A 19,418-nucleotide genomic window follows, 5' to 3' on the forward strand; every position below is an offset into this window, starting at 1 on the left:
GCGACAGCCGGTCCTGGATCTGAAACTCGGCCTGATCGTCCGAGAGACAGTAGAGCGCCTGAAGCACCATGATCTTCAACATCATCACCGTATCAAAGGGCGGCTGGGTCCGCCCTTGGCGCTATAGGAGATGGCGAAGCCGGATGGCTGAGGCCGTCTGAGCCTCGCGAAGAAAAAGCGGGCTCGGTTCACGAGCGCCCGGCACGCGCCTTCAGGCGCGCGGGCGCCATCAAGTGCCGGCAGATTGCCGCTTGCCGCGGCCGCCTGGACGCCATGCCTTGCGCTGCCGTTTTATCAGCTCGCAGGCTCAACGGCCGGTGCCCCCGCCAGGCGTGCCTCTGTGCCAACCGCTTGCACCTGAAATCTGCATAGCTGTTCGGCGCTATCGACCGCATGCCGACACTCGGCACGCCGCCTGGCGAGCAAATTTTCGAGGGCTTGATCCATCCACTGGCGACGTGCTGGCGGAAATTTCCCGACATGGGTCGAGGAGGCGCGCAGCGGTCGACCAGGCGTATATGGCGCAGGCTGGATGGGCGGCCATCACCGCCCGGGAGTGCTGCGACATGCTATGGCGCTGGCCTCAGCTGATCATAGACCATGCCGTCGGCCTTGCTGCCATTCTTACGGCGGAGATGGGCAAGCCGCTTGGCGAAGCCAGTTCGAAGTCTCTCACGCGGCCGTATCTGCGATGGTACGCCGAAGGCCAATCCTGTCTATGGCGAGACGATCTCCCCCGCCTTCGTCGGACCGGCGCATGCTGGTGGTCAAGCAGCCGGTCGGCGTTGCTGCCTCGATGGTCGCGCGCAGGATCCCGCCGGTGCTGGCGGCGGGCTGCGCGGTCATCCTCAAACCTGCCGAACAGACGCCGCTTGTTGTTGCAGGCGCGATGATTGCGCTCGCGGCGGAGGCCGGCTTTCCCGAAGGCGTCGTCAACCTGATCTATGCTTGCAAAGGCGATGCCATCGGCCGCAGCTGATTAGCCGATGAACTTGATCCACAGGCGCTTGATCCATGCGAGGATGGCCCTGAACCCCTTTGGCTGGGCGCCGCGCTTGAGAAGGCGGTCATAGGCGCGGCCGGCTTCGATCTGCTCGCGAGACATCTTGCCCGCCCAATGGATTCGGCCATGTTTGACAATGTAGTGTGCGCCACAAGGGAAGTCGTGGTTGCCAATCGACGGCCAGATCGAAGCGCCCTCGTCCTCCATGACAAGGTCATATTCGGTTGGAACGAGCGGTGTCGAAACCTCCTCGCCACAGCCACAGGCGCAATTGTGGAGGGCAACGTGGCATTGGCGCGACACGTAAAGAACCCCGTCTTCCAGCTGTTCGGGAATGTCTTCGACAAAGACGGTTGTAAGACGATCCACCCGAGCCATCATGCCCCCCGGTTGGTGATGTTGTTGCCCTCGATCATGTATGTCGCGTTTCTTTCGTTGCGCTCATCACGATAGAAGGTCAGCCAGCGCTTCCAGCGCATGATCGCCATGATCGCGTTCAACGAATTGAGCTCGGCGGTCTGGATCTCGGTTCCGTACACATCGGCCTCTTCATCGTCGTCACCGAACGACAGATGGGTCGCCACCTCCGCCCACGGCGTGCCGGGGGCAATGAAAGTCGCCCTTGCGCAACCATCGAGCGTGTTGTCGTCGAGTCCAAGACCAATGCCAGTGTCGACGAACGGAATGCCCAGGCGAACCAGCCCTTCGGCAATCACGCGCCGCGACGATCCCTTGTCAACACAGACGAAGACGAAGTCATAACCGGCAAATTCGTCAATGTTGTCAGCCTTGACCCTGGTGGGGTGCGGCTTCACGCCCTTGTGCATGCGCGCGTAAAGCGCTGCGTAATAATCGACCTTGCGGGGAAAATTCTTCGCCAGCACCGGTTCGGGAGCACCAGGCGAACGGAAAAGATTGTGGTTGAGAAGTTGGTCGTCGTCGTAGAGGTGGATCTCGGCAACGCGGGTCTTGGCGGCGAGATCGAGCAGATAGGCACCGGTGCCGCCGAGGCCGATGATCGCGACGCGGCCTCTGAGCTTGCGATTGGCGGCAACGATTCCGTAGCGGGCTGACGCAGAATCGGGGATCGCGAAGGGGCTATCGTCCTGCGCGCTGGCTAGCGTGACGCCTGTGCGCGCGTTCGCGGTCTTGTCGTGCGACCGCGCGGCGGCGCCGAGGTGCGATTCGTAGGTGACAACCTTGTCGTAAATGTTGGCATACTGGCCGGTCCCTTCTGGCTTCGACGAGAAATAGTGGTGGACCTTGATGTCGGACCCGACAGTCGCCTCGTTGCTGTTGTGAATGATATTGGTCATCGGCGCACCATCGCGATGGCAAGGCGTCTCTCCGGTGAACCACATGGTGTGGTCGGTCTGTGGAGATGCGGTCAGGCCTTGGGTATCCAGCGACAGAGTGCAGACAAGCGTGCCGCGGCCAAGCGACTTGTCGCGCTTCACGTAGGGGACGCTGTGAACGAGGAGAAGAACGAGCTCGCGCATCTCGAGCTCGAACCCCTCGTCCAGCAGCCGCTTCAGATGCGGATCACGACTTATCAGATCGGCGGACATTGAAGACCATCCCGTTCTTGACTTCGATGTTCTCGCCCTCCACCAGATCACCTTCCGCGCCGTGGACACCTTTCAGGTAGGTGATCGTGTACTTGAACTTCTCAAAGTTGGCGTCGGGGTAGGCGAGCAGTGCAATCTCGCGATAGCTGTGCTTTCTCCTGGGTACCGTGCGCGATCGACCGTTGACCTTGATGACGACCGTTTTCGCCTCGCGGCTGCGGATGCGCTCCACGCCCTGTCCGCCAAGAGTCACCGCGCCGTCAGCGGGAATGACCGTATCGCCGGCGCTGTCCAGGATCAGCTCGAGATCCTCGTCGATGCTCGCGTAGCGATAGATGTCGGCCGCGGAGATTGTCGCCGATCCCCACTCCCAGCCACGCTCGTTGACGGTGAAAGAAAAGGCCCTGTCGCCTTGGAATGAAAGGAACTCAGAGTGGGGCATCTCCCTGAAGTCGATCGCTTCCTCAAGGCCGATCGAACGCGATGTCCTGTCCGCTATCTGGATGAGAATATAGTCGCTGGCCGGATCAAGCCCACCGAGGGCGCGGACCTCGCGACCAGAAATGATGGCGTCATTGGTAGCCACCACGCGGCCGTCCAGCTTGAATGTAAAGTTCGTCACGTCAGGCATCGAAGCCTCCTTGTCTCTCATTCTGCACAAGACATATATGCAATTTTTAGCCAATGTCTAGCTAGTTAATAGCTATTTTATCCTCATTTTTTGATTGACAATTGTGGACTTTATAGCTACATAAAAAACACCGGTTAGGAGGCGCCTATGAAGCGCACGATGACGCTTAACTTGTCGGACGCGGAAATGAGCGTCCTTGAAACCATGTGTGAAGAAAAAGGACTGTCCAAAACCGCGCTCGTTCGCCAGGCGCTGCGGCTGTACAAATCAGTCGACGATCGACTGGCGCGTGGCGAAAAGGTGTTTGTCGAAAGCGCGGATAAGTCAGAAAAAGTAGAGCTGATGGTTCTATGAAAGAGCTGATCGATCGCGTCTTTCTCTTAAATCGCGCAACAGGCCGGTTCGAAGATGCAGATCTGTATCATGGCCTGGACAGCACGAATCTGGCGCATATCGAAGGACGCTGGCGGCCGCTTTTTTGAGCTGCGTCGCAGGGAAGCCAAGGCCTCTCTTCAGACTCTAGCGGAGGTCAATGCCGAAGACGCCCATTGGGAATGGGGCAAGAAGGCGCTGGCTGCGCTGAACGACCCGTTCCTGTTCGATTTCTTCGTGCTCGAATGTGGTGGCAGCACACAGGCCATCATGATGACGCGCAAAGGTGGCCAAGACTGCTTCAGTCGCCATCCCGAGCATCAGCGAGTGCCGCTGATCTACGTGGAGTTTCTGGCGACGGCGCCATGGAATCGACCAAAGCTGGTTGCTGAGCCGACTTACAAGGGTGCGGGGCGTGCGCTCGTTGGCACGGCCGTCAGCTTGAGCCTGGAAGAAGAGTTTGGTGGCCGGATCGGTCTGCATTCCCTTCCTGGCGCAGAAGTTTTCTACCGGGATGCGATCGGAATGACGGATCTTGGAGCGGATAGCGAAGGAGTGCATAAAGGGCTGAGATACTTCGAGCTTTCCAGCAGCGATGCTGCGACTTTCCTATCCGTGCAACACTAGCAAGAGGAGTCGACCATGAAATTACATTTCACTGCCGATTGGCTACGCAGCCATATCGAACATGATCCAGATGTCGATTGCGACGCGGGACTCCCGCTGCGCGATGCAGCTCCGCTTGAGCGTCTTATGCAGGAGAAGTCTCGTCACCAAGCAACTGCGGGGCAGCCTTCGGCTGCCTCTGAACACAAAACTGTTGTGCTGTTTAAATTGGTGCATCAGCTTCGACGCAAGGACGGATTGAGTATTGCGCAGTTGGCTGCCAAAATTCGTGTTGATGCGGCGGAATTGGAGAAGGTGGAGAAGGATCCCTGCTATGTTCCAGGCCCGCGTACCGTTCATCAGCTAGCCGAGTTCATTGGGGTTTCAGCACGTGCTGTGGAACAGCTGACCGCGGCGTCGTTTGCGCAGAACGACAATCTCACCGAAGCGGCGCATCGTTTTGCCGCGAGTTCGGACGACCTGTCGAAGCTAAGCCAGGCTGAAAGGCGCGACCTCAACGATTTCGTCAAGGTACTGGCGTCAATCGATAAGAAGAATGGATGACCATGTCCGCGATTGAGCCGATAATCGGGGACTTTGAGCGCCGAGATATCCATGAGCACATATCACGTCTGCTGCGTGATCTCGGCAATCCAGAGCCCCCGTTACGGCTCGAGCAGGTACGCGCGCTGCAAAAGCTTGACCTTACCTATTATAGCAAAGCGAACCTGAGCCTACTGGATGAGATCGCCCACCGGGCGCGAATCGCTGGCAACGAGATCACCAGCACGGCCAAGCGCATGGTCGATGTAGTCCAGCAATATGGCCTTCGTGGTATCCTGATGCTGAAGGAAGGCGACAAGCGAATCTTCATCGATGATGATGTAGCCGAGCTGAAGCGACGCTTCCTCATCGCACATGAGATTACACATGATCTTCTGCCTTGGCATCGCTCCCTGCTTCTGGGCGACAATGAGTCCACGCTGAACCCGACATTCCATCAGGCAATGGAGGCGGAAGCCAATTATGGCGGGCGCCACCTCTTGTTTCTCGGGGGAAGATTTCGTCCCGAAGCGCTGGACTGCTCATTTGAATGGAAGAGTATCGAGCAGCTTCGCAAGCGCTACGGGAACACCCTTACGACAACGCTTTGGCAAATGGTTTGCGAACGCGATCCGGACTTTCCTGCCTTCGGCGTTGTCAGCCGGCATCCCTATCACAGAGATATCTGCGAGAAGGCGGGGATCGACAATGTAGCCTATTTCCCGAGATCGAAAGCGCTTGCTGAGCACTTTCCCGGAATCACCACCGAAGTTGCCTATTCCGCGATCTGCGATCACGCAACCAGCCGCAAGCGGGGTCCGGTGGGCGAAGGCGAAAGCATCTTTTGTGATGCGAACGGCGAACCTCACATATTCTGGTTGCATAGCTTCTCAAATACCTATGATTTGCTCACTTACTGCATCTACAAGAAGAAACACCAACGCATTTCCCCCGTCGGCTACAGGGCAGCCTGATTCAGACGGTTATTTCAAGTGCCCGATGACAGCCAAAGGCGGCCGCTTGCGGCCCGAGGCTGCCGGAAAGCAATGCCCCGCATTCCAGCCGCTCAGTCGATCGTTGCGCTCTTTGAAGCGGACGAACTGTCGAGAGCTGTGGGATTCGGTAGCCGTATTTTGCCTTGTCGGGAGGCCTGAACGCGCTGCAGATAGCGGCCCATCAGCGGCCAAACGGTCGAGTCGATCAGTAAACCCTCGAGGACCTACCTGCCGTGGCTTTGAAAACGGCGGATCTGACAGATGCCCGTAAGGATCGCTGCCTTCGTTGGAAACCGGGTTTTCCCCGCTTCGCCTCGCAGCCGGAGCAGACCAGCTGCGAGATGCGGTCCGACGGATCGAAACTGCTGTCAGGGCGACCACACAAATCCGACAGCAGCCGACAGGCTGCCCGCGCCAGGGGGCGAAGCCGGATGGCCGAGACCGCCTGAGCCTGCCGAAGAAAAAGCGGGCTCGGTTCACGAGCACCCGGCACGCGCAGTCAGGCGCGCGGGCGCGTCAGATTTCTGCGCCGTGCGGACATCGGTTTGGGCCGGTCGGGTTCATTCAATCAGAACGAGGTCTTGATGCCGACCATCACCGTCGCCGCGGCAAAATCGCCGCCGATCCAGTCGTCTTCGCCGCCAGTCTCTGCGCCGGTCGCAATGTCATAGGTGTTGTAGTCGCCGCGAGCGGTGAACACCTTTTCGTAGGAACCGGAGACGAAGAAGCTGGTCCGCTGGTTGTACTGGTAGCCGACGCTGCCGCCGAACATCAAAACCGGCGCCGATTCGAAATCATCCTCGAAGCGCAGGTCACGCATCCAGTGATGATCGGTATCGCCGGCCGAGAAGGTCGTGCCGCCCTTCAGCGCAAAGCCGAAGTTCCAGCGATCCTGGACATAGGTCGCATCGATGCCGGCGAAGGCGACCGGCAATTTCTGCTGGTAGCTGATGCCCTTTGCGTCTCCTGGGAAGTCGCCAACCGAATCCCGGAAGCCGGCAACGCTGGAGACATAGGAGCCGCCATAGGCAGTCCACTTGACCGAGGTGTACTTGAAACCACCGTTGACGTTAATCAGCAGCTGGTCGCTGAACTGGAAATCGTGGCCGAGCGCGACGGTTGCCGAATAGAAGTAATCAAGATCGGTGTCGGAATGGCGCGAACGGTCGCTCCAGTCGTTCCAGCCATCATTGGTCGAGAATGGCGGCCTCCAGTCATAGTCTTCCATGTAGCTGTCGCCGCTGAAGGCGATCTGGCCGGAAAGCTTGGCGGTCCAGCCGGCCTCGCTGCGCGCCGTCATCTCGGCTGAAATGACCGGAGAGGTGCTTTCCCAGATAAGGTGGCTCAGCTTCGAGCCGCTGCCGGGAGCCTGATAGACTAGCTCGTTGGCCTCGATGTCGATGACGCCGACGCCGCCAACGAAAGAGAAATTGGGATTGTAGGGCGCCGGTTCGCTCGCCACCGCGTCGCTGGCCATCGCCGGCCAGGCAGCGAGCAACGCTGCCGCTCCACCAAAGACTTTCGCGTACAATTTCATAAAACTGATCCGCCATTCGGCTATACGCTGCGTAACCGGTGCACGTCACGTGCGGTCGTCTATGCAGCGCCCCTGTAGGTTGGCAAAATTGCCGCCCTCGGCTCTGTTCCTCAACACTCAAGGAAACGCCGTTAGCGTGACCCGATTGACGGCGGTTTTTGCCGATGCGTTCCGGGCGGCCGGCGTGACGGGAACCTTGCATTATCTGAGGCACACATTTGCGATGACGATGCTGGTACGATTGCAGCGGCAGGCAGCGACCACGCCGGACCTCAATCCGCTGAGATCGTGCAGGTTGCTTTGAGCCAGTCCACAGCAGACACTCTGAGTCTAGATTATCCGACAGAGCCAAGGGCCGACTTCCTCGAACCCGTTCCGCAGATAGAAATCGAGCGTGCGCTTCCATTTTGGTTGCCCGGGCGCTGCAACCTCAAGTCGCTTCCAACCACGAGCACGGCTTTCCTGCGAGGCGACCTCAAGTAGATGAGGGGCAATCCCTTTGGAGCGCTTGTCGGGTCGAACATACAGCTCCGAAATATAGCCGAACTTGCCTCCTGCATAGATCGCCGTGCATTCATTCAGCACCATGATGCCGGCCGGCTCGTCATTTGCGCTTGCGATCACAGCGAGCACGCCGGCGTCGGCAAGCACTGTCTCCGCGCTTTGTCTGACGACGTCGGGCGTGGGCGCTTTCCCGCCAGAGAGTTCATCGAGTAGCGCGTGACTGAAACGGGCGACCGTCTCTGCGTCCGTTGCGTTGGCGCGGCGCGTAGATATGGAAGACATATTTTCTCCTGCTAGTGGATGCTATGGGGCGAGCGGCGAGGGTGTGGCATCCTTCGGCGCTGTCAAAACCACCATCAGAAGGAGGCGCCCCATGTCGCAATCTTTTGACACGAGCCGGTCCCTTACCGCTCTCGAACAGGATAACACGATCGTCGCCGTCATCGAATTGAGCAAGGCGAAATGGCTAATTGCCTCACTTGTTCCGGGTTTCAAGCGCCAACCCCTCAAGAAGATCGATGCCGACGCACCATCACTATTGAAGTTGCTGCAGCGCTGGCGCGACGAAGCCGGCCGGACCGGGCGCCAGATCAAGCGGATCGCCGTCGCCTATGAGGCGGCCGGCGACGGCTTCTGGCTGGCGCGCTGGCTGCGAGCGCGCGGTATCGAGGCTTACGCCATCCACCCCGCTAGCGTTGCGGTGTCGCGCGAGCACCGGCGCGCCAAGACCGATCGTCTCGACACCGAGCTTCTGATGCGCGCCTTTCTCGGCTGGCTGCGCGGCGAGAAGCGCCATTGCAGTATGGCGCCGATCCCGACGCTCGAAGAGGAGGACGCGCGGCGGCCGAACCGCGAGCGGGAGACCCTGGTCGGCGACAAGACGCGGATTATCAACCATATCAAGGCGATCCTCGCCCGCTTCGGCATCCGCAGCTTCCGGCTGAGCCTGCGCCAGGCGGCGGACAGGCTCGAGACCATCCGCACGGCGGAGGGAACACCGCTGCCGGACAACACTCGCGCCGAGCTCTACCGCCTCCTTGAGCGGCTCAGCCTGGTGCGCGAGCAGATCCGCACGATCGAGCAGGAACGCCTGCGCCGACTCGCCGCGGCTCCGGCTGCGGCGAACGGCCCGCACGCGATGGTTCGCCTGCTGGCGCGGGTCATCGGCGTCGGTGTCGAGACGGCGGACATGCTGGTCCACGAGATGCTGTCCCGCAAGCTGCGCGATCGCCGCGCCGTGGCGCGCTATGCCGGTCTCACGGGGTCGCCGGACGAGAGCGGCAAACGCCGCCGCGAGAAGGGACTGGCACGCGCCGGCAACGCCCGCGTCCGGCGCGGCATGATCCAGTTGGCGTGGCGCTTTCTGCGGTTCCAAAAGGACAGTGGTCTCGCCCGATGGTTCCAGGCGCGCACGGCCGACGGGCGCAAAACCACGCGCAAGACGATGATCGTGGCACTGGCGCGCAAGCTGCTGATCGGGTTGTGGCGTCTCGTCATCACGGGCGAGCCGCCGCAGGGCGTCACCTTACGTGCGGCGTGATGGGGGCACGCAGGATAGAGGAGAACACAACCCAATTGGCGGCCCCGGTAGCGGGGTCTGCCGATGACGATCCGAGGTGGCGGCAACCCGAATTTTCACATGGTCATTTCATTTCGATCCGCCTAGTAGAATGGGTCCGCCGCCCCGGAGCTTCGCCGCCGATGCGCATGGCTGCATCATGGTTTAGATCCAACTGAGATCTACCGAATACAAGTCTGCCCCGCGACCTCCGCGCCTGGGCCTCATGGCGAACTCCCCTCGGAACTGTCGTCGGCTGCCGAATGGCGCGCGCCCGATCATTCAAGCCTGCCGCCCGTGCTCGTGACCGTCAAGGACAAGTCCGCTGCGCGATGGGCCCCCGGCCCATCCTTGACCGTCACTGCGCGCGGCGGCCAGTTCGAAGTCAAGGTCGGGACGAGGAGATGGTCACCAGCTGGCCGAACAAGGAGATGAGGAAACGAAGCAAGATCAAGCTTGACAATCATCGCCCCATACAGGTCAAAATGCCGGTTCATGCTGCCATCCGCGCAGATCCGACTCACTCTTTTAAGTAACTCGGACGAAGGAACAGCATTTTTCATCAAAAGTATGATAAAAAAATGCAAAGTAAATATTACAAGCATGCATGGTTCCGGATGACTTGAGGCGAATTGCGCGGATAGGAGACCTTCTTACAGAAAATCAACCCGGTTACTTCGTAACCGCGCGGTGAAGCCGCCTTGCCGAGGTAAAAAGCGGGCTCGGTTCACGAGCACCCGGCACGCGCCGTCAGGCGCGCGGGCGCCCCTAGGAGCCGGTTGGATTCACCGAGGTTGATCGCGAATGCCCGCCCTTGCGCGGCGGTTTTACGAGCTCGCACGAATCGACGCTTAATGCTTGGCGGGAATGGCCAAGTTCGCCAGGAAACCCAAGCGTTACCCCTCCGATCTGACGGACGAGGAGGGGAACAGATCGCGCCGCGATGCCCAAGCCTGGGCGCTGAGCTGTCGGCACGAGGTTGATTTCCGTGAGGTGATCAACGCGGTGCGCTACCTTGTGCGCTCAGGTTGCGGCTGGCGGATGCTGCCGGTCGGTTTCGGCGCCTGCGACCCGGTTTACGGGCTGGTTCCGCAAGTTGGCGCGGCGTTTTCTGTTCCACCTGGCGCTGGACCGGCGTGAAGCCAGTCCGACGGCGGTCGTGATCGGCAAGCAATCGGTAAAGGCTCCGCAAGCGGGAATAAGAGGGTACGATGCCGTCAAGAAGATTGTCGGCGGTAGCGCCACATCGGGACAGTGCTGGAGCCGGCGATTCTGGATGAGATCTAAGCGCGGGCCTCGGCCTCGCGGACCTCTTGGCGGCGGGACATCGGCTGTACGGATGCCGGGTCGGCGCCGTTGCTTTTCAACGTGAACTGCCGCCAGCGCCGTTTTGCGAATCATCTCGTGCTGGCATGAAGAGAGCGGTCCGCCTCACAGGTGCCCTCTATCCATCTCGCCTGCGCGAGTCTGACGTCAATGCGCCAAAAAAGGGCGCCCGGGAACAGGGCGCCCCTTCTCATCGACGAAATGCTCGGATTGGAGGTCCGTAATCAAGCAATGCGCCGACAATTTTGTGGTCTCTTCACCGACCGGGCTGGTCTCGGGTGGTGGCGCTCGTAGTGTCGCTGCGAGCGCTGTGGACCTAGCCCTATCCCTCAGAACGAGCGCTGGAAGCGGAGGAGGCCGCCGAAGTTGTCGTCGTCATCGGCACCGGTCCAGTTGCTGACGGTCTCATCACCAAGATGGAAGTAGCTGGCTTCGGCCGTGATCTTGAGACCCGGAACGATGTCGTATGCGATGTTCGCCACGACGCCGAGATTCTCGCCCTCGTCATACGAGATCTGGGTGTTGAACGAGGTCTTCTCGTTGATAGTGTAGGTGCCACCGCCCCAGAGCGCCCAATTGCCGCTCCACAGCTTGTACATGCCGCGGCCGCCGGCGGGGATTGCGAAACCGCCATCCGTGTAGTTGTCGTCCGTGCCGTAGCCGGCCATGATGAACAGCGACAGGTTCTCCATCGGGGTGACGTCGAGGCGAACCTTGCCGGCCACTTCTTCATAGTTGCTGTCGTAAGCGATGACGCCGGTGATGGCGCCCCAGCCCTGCGTCCACTTCACACCGCCGACTATATGCGGGACGTAGCTGTCGATCGTGAAGTCGCCATAACCTTGTTCGAGCGAGACGACGGCCGAGAAGCCGTTGCCGGCGTCGAAATAGTACTGGACGACGTTGGTGTCGAAACCACCGTAGGGAACCAGCGTATCGTTCAAGACGTTGCCGGCGTAGCCGCTGAACGCCTCGAAGGCCGAGTCGTCCTTACCGACGCGCAGGCCACCGAGCTGGATCCAGGCGAAGTTCAGCGAAACGGCTCTGTTGTCGGCTTCGTTGAGGATCGGAGATGTATCGCCTTGAGTGTTGCGGAAGTTGAAGCGGGTTTCGGTGTACGTCTTCAACGTGCCGAGCTCGGTTTCCTGGCCGGTCCAGGTCCTCAGCGACAAGCGAGCACGCTTCCAGTAGGTATCCTGATCGTCGCCGTCCTCGACGTCGACGGTCCCCGCACCTGTGTATGTGCCGATGTCGCCGACGCCGATGTCGTAGCGGACATAGCCGCCGATGCGCAGGCAGGTTTCCGTGCCGGGAATGTAGAAGTAGCCAGCGCCGTAGACGTCGCAGATCCTGACGTATTCAGCGGGTTCCGGCTCGGCGACGACGACGGCGTCGGCGGCGCGCGCACCGGAAACTGCGACCAGTGCCGCAGCTGAGCCGAGAAGAAGGCTCTTGATCTTCATTTTGATCTCCTTGAATGATTTGAAAAGGGCGAGGACGTCGATGGACGAACCGCTCCCTTGTCCCCACGATCGAAAAAGATGCGCATCACGAAGCATCCTTCCCGGCTCGGACGCTATTCACCGGGCGGAATAGTGCAAGTTCAAACTCCGCGTTCCGACCAGATCTTGAAGTATCAGTTGTATTTTTATCACGAAATTGCCAGTATTACTTGCACAAATTGAACAACTATACAATTGTACAAACTGCACAATTGGTACATTGACTAATTGCGTACGCATCAAATGTGCACGAACAACCACCGATGCCTGACCAACGTCAGACAGCTCCAATCAGAGAAATGGCCTGGGCGGCCGATGCAACGACTTCTGTGTTCGTACCTTCCCTGAGCAATTCGATAGGAACGCGGCCCTTGAGAAGAGGCGAGGGACTGATCAGCCACAGCCAAGCCAATCTGGGATCGGAGATCGAGGAGAGCACCTGCCGGATTCCGGGCATGGGCCTGCCGTCGATGAACTGAGCTAGGGGAAATACATGCTTGCGGGAGCCTCTTCGAAAGGCAACGACATCATTGTGCTGCTGCCACCAATGCAGCGTTGACCGCGGTATCCCAAAACGTCTCTCGAGATGCGTCGAGCCAGCAACTGGACCGGCCCACTCTGCAATGCGCGCGCCTTCTCTCGGATAATCTTTCAGAACCGAATGCCGGAGGGGATGATCAGCTGGGCGGGGTCGGGAAGCGATCTCAAAGGTCTGAGCACTTAGCCGTCGCGCTGCTTCGGCCTCGAGCCTGCCGAGCAATTCAGCGGCTACGGCGGTGGAATCGTCGCGAGCAGAACCCGAAGGCGCAACAGCAGCCCTGTCACCCTGCCTCGCCTCATCACATTGGGCGAGAATGCGCTGCACCTCCCTCAGGACAAAGCTTGAAAGCTCGCTCTGGCGCTTTTCATCCGCAAGATCACTCGACCCGGACATATGTGGCTTTCCCAATAGCATTCCCTCAGCAAGCCGCTGAAAGAGCGTTGAAGACCTGAAGCTTGGAGGACGGCGACAATGTTGCGTCTTCGTATGCTCGCGACCTAGCAGCCGTCTTGCGGTTTCAACTTGTGCCTCTCAATAAAAAGGGAGAACGTCGATGGACGACTGTCTTTGCCCCCCCCACGATCGAAACAGATGCACATCGCAGCGCATTCTTCGCAGCGTGACGCTATCCGCGACGTCCATTTGTGCAAATTCAAAATTTAGCGTGCCAGCGTCTTCGTATTTTACTTGGACAGATTGAAAGTTTTCACACTTATAAAACTGTACATTCGGGTACAAACTTTGACGACCGCCTTTAACGCGGATACATGCTTCACTGTTGCCGCATTGTATTGGCCAGGTGCGCGGCGCCTCCTTCATGACAAAGGTTGAAATCCCGTCCTTGGGCGTTTTATTTCCAAGATCATCTGGATCCACTCCTAAGGGCTTCCCGGCAGGGAGAGCAGATTTTATCCGGTGCCTCAGCGAACTATCTGCGGCCGAAGGACCAGGCGCCGCGTCCGCATCACTACCGACCAGCAGGCCCCGTGCTCACGCCAGTCGTATCGAGAATCGAAGGTAAGGTGTGGTACTTCGCTCATTGTAGGCACCCGAGGATATCTCTACCGGCCGCATGGGCGTTTGTCCCCGCCAACTGCAAGTATGCGCGACGTGGTGTTCAGTTCGCCAATATAATATTCCGGACGATACCATCGCGTTTGCAGATGGCCGCGTCCCATAGACAACTGCCGCTGCTACGCGGGCAAGCCATTCTGGGGGTGTCCACGGTACGCAGTCTGCGACGGCATCGTGAACATACGCTGACGCCGTGTGAAATCTCCGAGAGAGTTTTGAAACGTGCAGCCCGTTGCCGTCCCAGAACCGAGGCGACTGCATTCGGCTACCCGGCGGCGGCTACGGCTGCACTCATTGTCGGATCTGCGACGAAGTCGGACATGAGACACAGCGCTATCAGAGTGGTCGCACTGTTTCGCAATGATTTTCTCATTTGGCACGACACATGCGGGGGCTATCCCGCATGAGCGCTCCGTCAATCTCGATTGATGCGAGCAGGATTCAATCAAGGCGAAGTGCGTCGTTTCTGAAGATCAAGGAGAGAAGAGCATGGCGAGAGCGCGAATTGGGGTGGCGCGGGCAGTAACAGCGGCTGTCGTCCTCATCGTTGCGGGACAGGCCGGTGCGGCAGATGTTCATCAAGCCGCGAGCATTCCGCAGGCAGGAGCCCCGGTCGCGGAAGCGCCAAGCCCCTGGCAGATCCGCCTGCGCGCGTTGGGGGTGATCACTGAGGATTCGGGCCACGTCAACGCGGTGCCCGGCTCCGGTCTTTCCTATTCGAACACCGTGACGCCGGAACTCGATATTTCGTATTTCTTCACGGACAACATCGCCGCCGAACTCATACTCGGCACCACCTATGCCAACATCGATGGCCAAGGTGCGATCGGCGGGCTGGGCAAGGTCGGCAAGGTTTGGCTGCTGCCGCCCACGGTCACATTGCAGTATCATTTTACCGATTTCGGCGCCTTCAAGCCCTATATCGGCGCCGGCGTGAACTATACGATCTTCTATCATCAGCAAGCCGGCAGCGCCGATGATCTCAAGGTCAAGAACACGTTCGGCACCGCGCTGCAGGTCGGGTTTGACTACAAGCTCGACCAGCACTGGGGCGTCAACTTCGACGTGAAGAAGCTTTTCCTGAAGCCAGACTTCGACGTCACCGTGGCCGGCAACAAGCAGACCGGGAAGGCGGAGCTCGATCCCTGGCTGATAGGCGCAGGTGTCACCTACCGTTTCTAATGTCGAAAGGACACTGAAGGGGCACTTTTCGAAGTCCGCGCGCGGATCATCCGTGCCGAGAAGTGGACCCGCGATGGTTCTTAAAGGAGTTGTTGGCATGCGCGTAGAAAACGATCATTGCGATGTGATCGGTGTGCCGGTCGCTCCCACGCAACTTGATGATCTGTCTTCTGCGATTCTGCAGCAGGGAGGGATGGCGCGAGTGTCGCTGCCAGGCGATGTGGTGACCTGGGCGGCAGGCCGTCATCAGACGCTCAGGCGTATGCTTTCCGACCAGCGTTTCAACAGGGACTGGCGACAGTGGCGGGCGCTGCAGGACGGCGAGATTCCCGAGGATCATCCGCTGATCGGGATATGCAAAGTGGACAACATGACCACGGCGCACGGCGCCGATCACCGGCGCTTGCGCGGCCTGCTGTCCAGCAGCTTCGCGCCCAGTCGGATCGCCTTGCTGGCGCCACGGATCGAACAATGCGTCGATCGACTCCTGGCCGAGATGGCGCAGCGCGGCGGCAGTGCCGATCTGATGTGCGAGTTCGCCGTTCCGCTGCCCACCAACGTGATTGCCGAACTGTTCGGTTTGCCGGACGAACAGCGCGAAGAGATCGTCGCGCTCACCTACAGCCTGGCCAACACCTCCGCCACAGCCGAAGAGGTGCGACAGACGCGGCAGCGCATCCCGGAGTTCTTCCGTCGCCTGATCGCGCTCAAGCGGGGCCAGCTCGGCGATGATCTGGCTTCGGCCCTGATCGTCGCGCGTGACAATGGCGAGCTCGTTTCCGACACCGAGCTCATCGACATGCTGTTCATGGTGCTCTCTGCGGGCTTCGTGACCACCGCCGGCGTCATCGGCAATGGCGTGCTGGCATTGCTGACGCATCCGCAGCAACTGCACCTGGTGCGCAGCGGCCAAGTTCCGTGGTCACAGGCGATCGAGGAGATCCTGCGCTGGGGCAGCTCAGCGGCCAATCTGCCGTTCCGCTATGCCACCCAGGACGTGGAGATCGACGGATGCGTGGTCCGCCGCGGCGACGCCGTCCTGATGGCGTTCCATGCGGCGAACCGGGACGAAAAGGCATTCGGTCCCGGCGCCGGCAGGTTCGATGTCACCCGGCGGCACAACCCGCACCTGTCGTTCGGCGAGGGGCCGCATTCCTGCCTGGGCGCTGCGCTGGCGCGCCTGGAATTGCGCTGCGCCTTCCCTGCGCTGTTCGGGCGGCTGGAGGATCTGGCGCTGACCATCGCCCCGGAGGACGTCGTCTACATGCCGTCTTACGTCATTCGCTGCCCGCAGCGCCTGCCGGTCACCTTCCGCCCTTCCGTCGCTTAGAGAGCGCGGCATTCACCCCGGATTCGGTGATTCTCGGTTCGCCGGGGTGGCTGGTCTCGCAACGAGGGGGCGATCGCCGAACCCCTGCTCCCGACCGTCGGAAGAAGCATCGGCGATCACGCGCCGCCGGTCTGCGGAGCGTTCTAGGAGACCGGATGCAGGGCTTAGCTGGGGAAGGTTCAAACGGCACTTCTGGAGACTATGAGGCGGCATCGACGCTCTGCCATCTGCAGCCGACCAACTGCCGCTCGATGGCTCCGTCTGCCTCTGTCTCCAATCATGATCGCCAGGAAGGCGAAGCCGAGCGGCCGCGGCTAGGCCCGCGGACCCCTTGTGTTTTGATGGTCGAAGTTCCGGCGCCGGACCAGGAAGCCATCGCGAAAAGCGCGGGGTTGGCTGGCTCCTGGCGGATGCCGGCAGGGGTGTTCGGACCGCGCCAAATAGCGATGCGCAGATGGCCGAGATTCATGAGCGGCGTCCTAAATCTCAATCGCTGCGTAGAATGCGTGCTTCGAGCGCGGCTGCGACGAAAGCTCGTCGAGCGGCTGGTGGATGGGTCTTACCGCGTAACACCTGCAGACAGGTGTCCATCGCTATTCTGCGCTTATCGGTCTTATGATGCAGATCCCGCAGCAAGATAGCGGCCGCGTCGTTGACGTCGAACACGATACGCTCCGAGCTGCGGCGGCTAACCTGAACAACGACTGGCCTCTCAAATCTGATCAAGCCGGTCATCTCTCCCCTCCTCCACAGCCACTATGCGGCAAACAGCCCCGGGTCGCATTTATTTACTCAGCCGAACGCCACCGCTGCATCTGCGCCGCCGAACCTGGCCATTGCCGACCAAGCGATCGCCATGAGCTGCGTCTGGCCATGGTCAGGTTGCGTGCGATCTGCGGTTTTGTAGTCGGTGGTGAGGAACTGCTTCTCACTCGCGTGGTCTAGCTGTGAAACCTGGACATACTGCACTCTTTGACGCGTCCCGCGCCAGTCTCAAACACGTCGTCGAAGTCTACACCTGCACTTTTCCACTGCCCGATCTGCAGGCGGCGATCCACTGCATCGCGGAGGTTGGATCTTCCAATATGGCGACCCGCTTCGCAAAGCCGAAAAAGGCATTGCGCGCCGTGCTTACCGGCTTGCGCCCATCGTACGCATCGTAGCATGCCCTCAGGGCGGCTTCGTGGATCAGGTCTCTGCGATCTTCTGGCCATTCATTGAGAAAATCGATTGCATCCGCAAGGCCGGCAATCTCTTGGATGATGTGCGTTGCGCGCTTCACGAAAAGGGGGCTGCTGAAAGCCTCAGCGTTCATTGGTTTCTCCCAACTTTCTAAATAGCCAATTTGCGGTGAAGAGGCGCCGCATCGACACGGCGACCCTGGCACAATGTGTTGTCAGGGCGATGACGGTTCAAGAGGAAGATCCGCGCCTGCGGCCGGGCGTGCAGCGATCCGCCAACACATCATGCAATGGCTTGGTTGCTATCAAAGGCGGTCGTCACTATTAAGCTATGAAGTGATTCTTCACCGCCTAGTCTAAGTCCGCAGGAGCGTTTTCATGACCGAAGAAACCGAGAGCAAAGCCGACAACCTCATCGAACTCACCGCCCATGTCGTCTCAGCCTATGTTTCGAATAATCCGGTTCCCGTCGGTGAACTGCCTGGGCTTATCGGCCAGATCCACATCGCATTGAAAGGCACTGCTGGTGGTGCCGCACCAGAAAAGCCGGAAGCTCTCAAGCCTGCCGTACCGATCAGAAAATCGGTTACACCCGATTACATTGTCAGCCTTGAGGACGGTAAGAAGTTCAAGTCGCTCAAGCGTCACCTGGCTACGCACTATGGCCTTGCGCCCGACGAATATCGCGCGAAATGGGGGCTGCCGGCGGACTATCCCATGGTGGCGCCGAACTACGCTGCGGCGCGCTCGGCATTGGCCAAGACCATGGGTCTGGGCCGCAAGCCGAAGGAACCGGGAGCGCCGGCACCTGCCAAGCGTGCACGCAAGAAAGCCGCAGCCTGACCGCACTTTTTCGGGACCGACGAAGCGGATCCGGCATCATTTCGCAAGCGCGAGATAGAATTTGTGCGTTGCAATATCCGCGGCGATCGGTATGATCATGGTGTCGGCCATCTACTCCTCCCAGATGTGGTGCCGACGCTGAATGGGGCGCACCTCCTCCCGCGTCTCATTCTAAATCGAGCCCGCTGCCACCTCCTCCCGGTAGCGGGCTTTTTTCTTTGTCTGAGGCGCGATTTCGGTCCAGGGCCAACGCATTTGGCTCTAAGCGAGGCGAATGCTCCGAACTTCCAGGCCTTTCTTGCCCTGCCCGCATTGGACAAACACCTTCTGCTCAGTCCTGAGCGGGTCAGCGCGGTGGCATGAACGAAGATGTCCTTCTCACCGTTTTCAGGAGCAATGAAGCCGACGCCCTTTTGGGGATTGTACCACTTGACCGTGCCCTCGCTCTCCAACTGGGCACTCGTCCCGGCGGTGGACTCTCCAGCGCAACGCGTATGTACCTGAGTTCTCGCGGTCTGATCGCCGACCTCCAGCACTTGCGCGACCTGATGACCTCTTGGACTTTCTTCCGTTGTGACCTTGAGACGCGTTCCCTCGGAAACACTGAGGCTTCCGGCGGCCTCCAGCACCCGGATGTGCAGATAGGCCTCGATGCCCTCCGGCAATTTGACAAAGCCAAAACCCTTGCTGGTGTTGAACCACACCACTTCGGCGTCGACAGGGTCCGCGGTTACGATCGACGAACGCTGAAAGTAGCTTGGCTCGGAAGGCCGTTCCGCAAAAGAAGCCGCGTCATCGTCATGACGATGCCGGCGTGGCTCACGATGGTCCTTATATTTGCCCATGATCGTCCGACTGGCTTGAACAACGCACTGCGCTCCCGGCAGGATAATCTCAATGGGGCGATGCGTTGATGTCAATTCACCAGTTGGCCGCTTAGCCGCTCGATCGCATCACGATCCCGGCCGACCTGTTGCCACACGAGGTCGATGGCCGGTGAGCAATATATGCCACAGGTCGAGCAGCTGATCCGAACGATTCCCAATATCGCACGGCAAAAGGGTCGCGCTGAAGGGCGGCACCGCGATCGACCGTTTCGATTGTGACACGCCCCGGGCTGCC

The 19,418-nt window shown here is 59.8% G+C and carries 23 protein-coding genes and 3 pseudogenes; 13 read left to right on the forward strand and 13 right to left on the reverse strand.

What is annotated here, in order from left to right; translation table 11 throughout:
* Window position 1 precedes the first annotated feature (1 nt).
* Window positions 2–106, reverse strand: a pseudogene (locus tag AC0L14_RS27530) (transposase); the annotation flags it as partial.
* A gap of 352 nt (window positions 107–458) precedes the next feature.
* Here AC0L14_RS27530 and AC0L14_RS27535 point away from each other — a divergent pair.
* Both AC0L14_RS27535 and AC0L14_RS27540 read left to right on the forward strand, forming a co-directional pair.
* Window positions 459–593, forward strand: a pseudogene (locus tag AC0L14_RS27535) (hypothetical protein); the annotation flags it as partial.
* Between the two features lie 98 nt (window positions 594–691).
* Complete coding sequence (locus AC0L14_RS27540) at window positions 692–979, forward strand: aldehyde dehydrogenase family protein (RefSeq protein WP_473751390.1); 288 nt, start codon at window positions 692–694, stop codon at window positions 977–979.
* On the opposite strand, the gene AC0L14_RS27545 is transcribed toward AC0L14_RS27540, so the two are convergent.
* The 3 genes from AC0L14_RS27545 to AC0L14_RS27555 are packed head-to-tail and all read right to left on the reverse strand — an operon-like array spanning window position 980 to window position 3,202.
* The gene (locus tag AC0L14_RS27545) at window positions 980–1,381 is read right to left on the reverse strand and encodes a ubiquitination-like system serine protease family protein (RefSeq protein ID WP_473751421.1); all 402 of its coding nucleotides are present in this window, start codon (window positions 1,379–1,381) and stop codon (window positions 980–982) included. It abuts the gene before it with no gap.
* Window positions 1,381–2,571 carry a ThiF family adenylyltransferase gene (locus AC0L14_RS27550; protein ID WP_436258181.1) on the reverse strand — a complete coding sequence of 397 codons (1,191 nt, stop codon included), beginning with the start codon at window positions 2,569–2,571 and terminating at the stop codon, window positions 1,381–1,383. Before AC0L14_RS27550 ends, AC0L14_RS27545 begins: the two co-directional genes overlap by 1 nt.
* The gene (locus tag AC0L14_RS27555; protein ID WP_244420604.1) at window positions 2,546–3,202 is read right to left on the reverse strand and encodes a multiubiquitin domain-containing protein; all 657 of its coding nucleotides are present in this window, start codon (window positions 3,200–3,202) and stop codon (window positions 2,546–2,548) included. Before AC0L14_RS27555 ends, AC0L14_RS27550 begins: the two co-directional genes overlap by 26 nt.
* Window positions 3,203–3,349: 147 nt before the next feature.
* Between AC0L14_RS27555 and AC0L14_RS27560 the strand changes: the two genes are divergently transcribed.
* From AC0L14_RS27560 to AC0L14_RS27575, 4 genes are all read left to right on the forward strand, one after another.
* On the forward strand, window positions 3,350–3,556 hold the full coding sequence (locus tag AC0L14_RS27560) for a ribbon-helix-helix protein, CopG family (protein ID WP_010913797.1): 207 nt from the start codon (window positions 3,350–3,352) through the stop codon (window positions 3,554–3,556).
* Window positions 3,557–3,625: 69 nt separating this feature from the next.
* The gene (locus AC0L14_RS27565) at window positions 3,626–4,201 is read left to right on the forward strand and encodes a hypothetical protein (protein WP_473751391.1); all 576 of its coding nucleotides are present in this window, start codon (window positions 3,626–3,628) and stop codon (window positions 4,199–4,201) included.
* Between the two features lie 15 nt (window positions 4,202–4,216).
* Entirely contained in the window at window positions 4,217–4,744 is a 528-nt protein-coding gene (locus tag AC0L14_RS27570) for a helix-turn-helix domain-containing protein (protein ID WP_010913795.1), read from the forward strand.
* Window positions 4,741–5,697: an ImmA/IrrE family metallo-endopeptidase gene (locus AC0L14_RS27575; protein ID WP_473751392.1), complete on the forward strand. Its 957-nt coding sequence runs from the start codon at window positions 4,741–4,743 to the stop codon at window positions 5,695–5,697. The genes AC0L14_RS27570 and AC0L14_RS27575 overlap by 4 nt, the downstream gene beginning before the upstream one ends.
* A 589-nt stretch (window positions 5,698–6,286) precedes the next feature.
* Here the strand turns inward: AC0L14_RS27575 and AC0L14_RS27580 are convergent.
* A complete protein-coding gene (locus AC0L14_RS27580; RefSeq protein ID WP_473751393.1) occupies window positions 6,287–7,255 on the reverse strand; it encodes an omptin family outer membrane protease in 969 nt (322 codons plus the stop codon).
* Window positions 7,256–7,391: 136 nt separating this feature from the next.
* Between AC0L14_RS27580 and AC0L14_RS27585 the strand changes: the two genes are divergently transcribed.
* Window positions 7,392–7,559 (forward strand): hypothetical protein, encoded by a 168-nt coding sequence (locus AC0L14_RS27585; RefSeq protein WP_473593782.1) that lies wholly within the window; start codon window positions 7,392–7,394, stop codon window positions 7,557–7,559.
* 26 nt (window positions 7,560–7,585) lie between these two features.
* Here AC0L14_RS27585 and AC0L14_RS27590 read toward each other — a convergent pair whose 3' ends face one another.
* Entirely contained in the window at window positions 7,586–7,906 is a 321-nt protein-coding gene (locus tag AC0L14_RS27590; protein ID WP_473751394.1) for a GNAT family N-acetyltransferase, read from the reverse strand.
* 226 nt (window positions 7,907–8,132) lie between these two features.
* Here AC0L14_RS27590 and AC0L14_RS27595 point away from each other — a divergent pair, with 226 nt between their 5' ends.
* Complete coding sequence (locus AC0L14_RS27595) at window positions 8,133–9,299, forward strand: IS110 family RNA-guided transposase (protein WP_473751395.1); 1,167 nt, start codon at window positions 8,133–8,135, stop codon at window positions 9,297–9,299.
* A 296-nt stretch (window positions 9,300–9,595) separates the two neighbouring features.
* On the opposite strand, the gene AC0L14_RS27600 is transcribed toward AC0L14_RS27595, so the two are convergent.
* Window positions 9,596–9,922 (reverse strand): hypothetical protein, encoded by a 327-nt coding sequence (locus AC0L14_RS27600; RefSeq protein ID WP_473751396.1) that lies wholly within the window; start codon window positions 9,920–9,922, stop codon window positions 9,596–9,598.
* Between the two features lie 262 nt (window positions 9,923–10,184).
* Between AC0L14_RS27600 and AC0L14_RS27605 the strand changes: the two are divergent.
* Window positions 10,185–10,551, forward strand: a pseudogene (locus tag AC0L14_RS27605) (transposase); the annotation flags it as partial.
* A gap of 421 nt (window positions 10,552–10,972) precedes the next feature.
* On the opposite strand, the gene AC0L14_RS27610 reads toward AC0L14_RS27605, so the two are convergent.
* From AC0L14_RS27610 to AC0L14_RS27620, 3 genes are all read right to left on the reverse strand, one after another.
* Window positions 10,973–12,106, reverse strand: coding sequence for a porin (locus AC0L14_RS27610; RefSeq protein ID WP_473751397.1), 1,134 nt, complete (start codon window positions 12,104–12,106; stop codon window positions 10,973–10,975).
* 316 nt (window positions 12,107–12,422) lie between these two features.
* Window positions 12,423–13,079: an antitoxin Xre/MbcA/ParS-like domain-containing protein gene (locus AC0L14_RS27615; protein WP_473751398.1), complete on the reverse strand. Its 657-nt coding sequence runs from the start codon at window positions 13,077–13,079 to the stop codon at window positions 12,423–12,425.
* Window positions 13,080–13,217: 138 nt separating this feature from the next.
* Complete coding sequence (locus AC0L14_RS27620; protein WP_473751399.1) at window positions 13,218–13,562, reverse strand: hypothetical protein; 345 nt, start codon at window positions 13,560–13,562, stop codon at window positions 13,218–13,220.
* A 687-nt stretch (window positions 13,563–14,249) separates the two neighbouring features.
* On the opposite strand from AC0L14_RS27620, the gene AC0L14_RS27625 reads away from it, so the two are divergent.
* On the forward strand, window positions 14,250–14,942 hold the full coding sequence (locus AC0L14_RS27625; protein ID WP_473751400.1) for an OmpW/AlkL family protein: 693 nt from the start codon (window positions 14,250–14,252) through the stop codon (window positions 14,940–14,942).
* 124 nt (window positions 14,943–15,066) lie between these two features.
* Window positions 15,067–16,272, forward strand: a complete 1,206-nt coding sequence (locus AC0L14_RS27630) for a cytochrome P450 family protein (protein ID WP_473751401.1) — start codon at window positions 15,067–15,069, stop codon at window positions 16,270–16,272.
* 486 nt (window positions 16,273–16,758) lie between these two features.
* Here AC0L14_RS27630 and AC0L14_RS27635 read toward each other — a convergent pair whose 3' ends face one another.
* Complete coding sequence (locus AC0L14_RS27635; RefSeq protein ID WP_202351517.1) at window positions 16,759–17,007, reverse strand: DUF982 domain-containing protein; 249 nt, start codon at window positions 17,005–17,007, stop codon at window positions 16,759–16,761.
* Between the two features lie 277 nt (window positions 17,008–17,284).
* Window positions 17,285–17,587, reverse strand: coding sequence for a DUF982 domain-containing protein (locus AC0L14_RS27640; RefSeq protein ID WP_027056410.1), 303 nt, complete (start codon window positions 17,585–17,587; stop codon window positions 17,285–17,287).
* Between the two features lie 244 nt (window positions 17,588–17,831).
* On the opposite strand from AC0L14_RS27640, the gene AC0L14_RS27645 reads away from it, so the two are divergent.
* Window positions 17,832–18,296: a Ros/MucR family transcriptional regulator gene (locus tag AC0L14_RS27645; protein WP_473751402.1), complete on the forward strand. Its 465-nt coding sequence runs from the start codon at window positions 17,832–17,834 to the stop codon at window positions 18,294–18,296.
* A 95-nt stretch (window positions 18,297–18,391) separates the two neighbouring features.
* Here the strand turns inward: AC0L14_RS27645 and AC0L14_RS27650 are convergent, their stop codons facing one another.
* On the reverse strand, window positions 18,392–18,748 hold the full coding sequence (locus AC0L14_RS27650) for a cold-shock protein (RefSeq protein ID WP_473751422.1): 357 nt from the start codon (window positions 18,746–18,748) through the stop codon (window positions 18,392–18,394).
* On the opposite strand from AC0L14_RS27650, the gene AC0L14_RS27655 reads away from it, so the two are divergent.
* Window positions 18,656–19,210: a hypothetical protein gene (locus tag AC0L14_RS27655; RefSeq protein WP_473751424.1), complete on the forward strand. Its 555-nt coding sequence runs from the start codon at window positions 18,656–18,658 to the stop codon at window positions 19,208–19,210. The two genes, AC0L14_RS27650 and AC0L14_RS27655, sit on opposite strands and share 93 nt — an antisense overlap.
* Window positions 19,211–19,418: the final 208 nt, after the last annotated feature.

The sequence above is a fragment of the Mesorhizobium sp. WSM4841 genome (genome assembly GCF_055811515.1).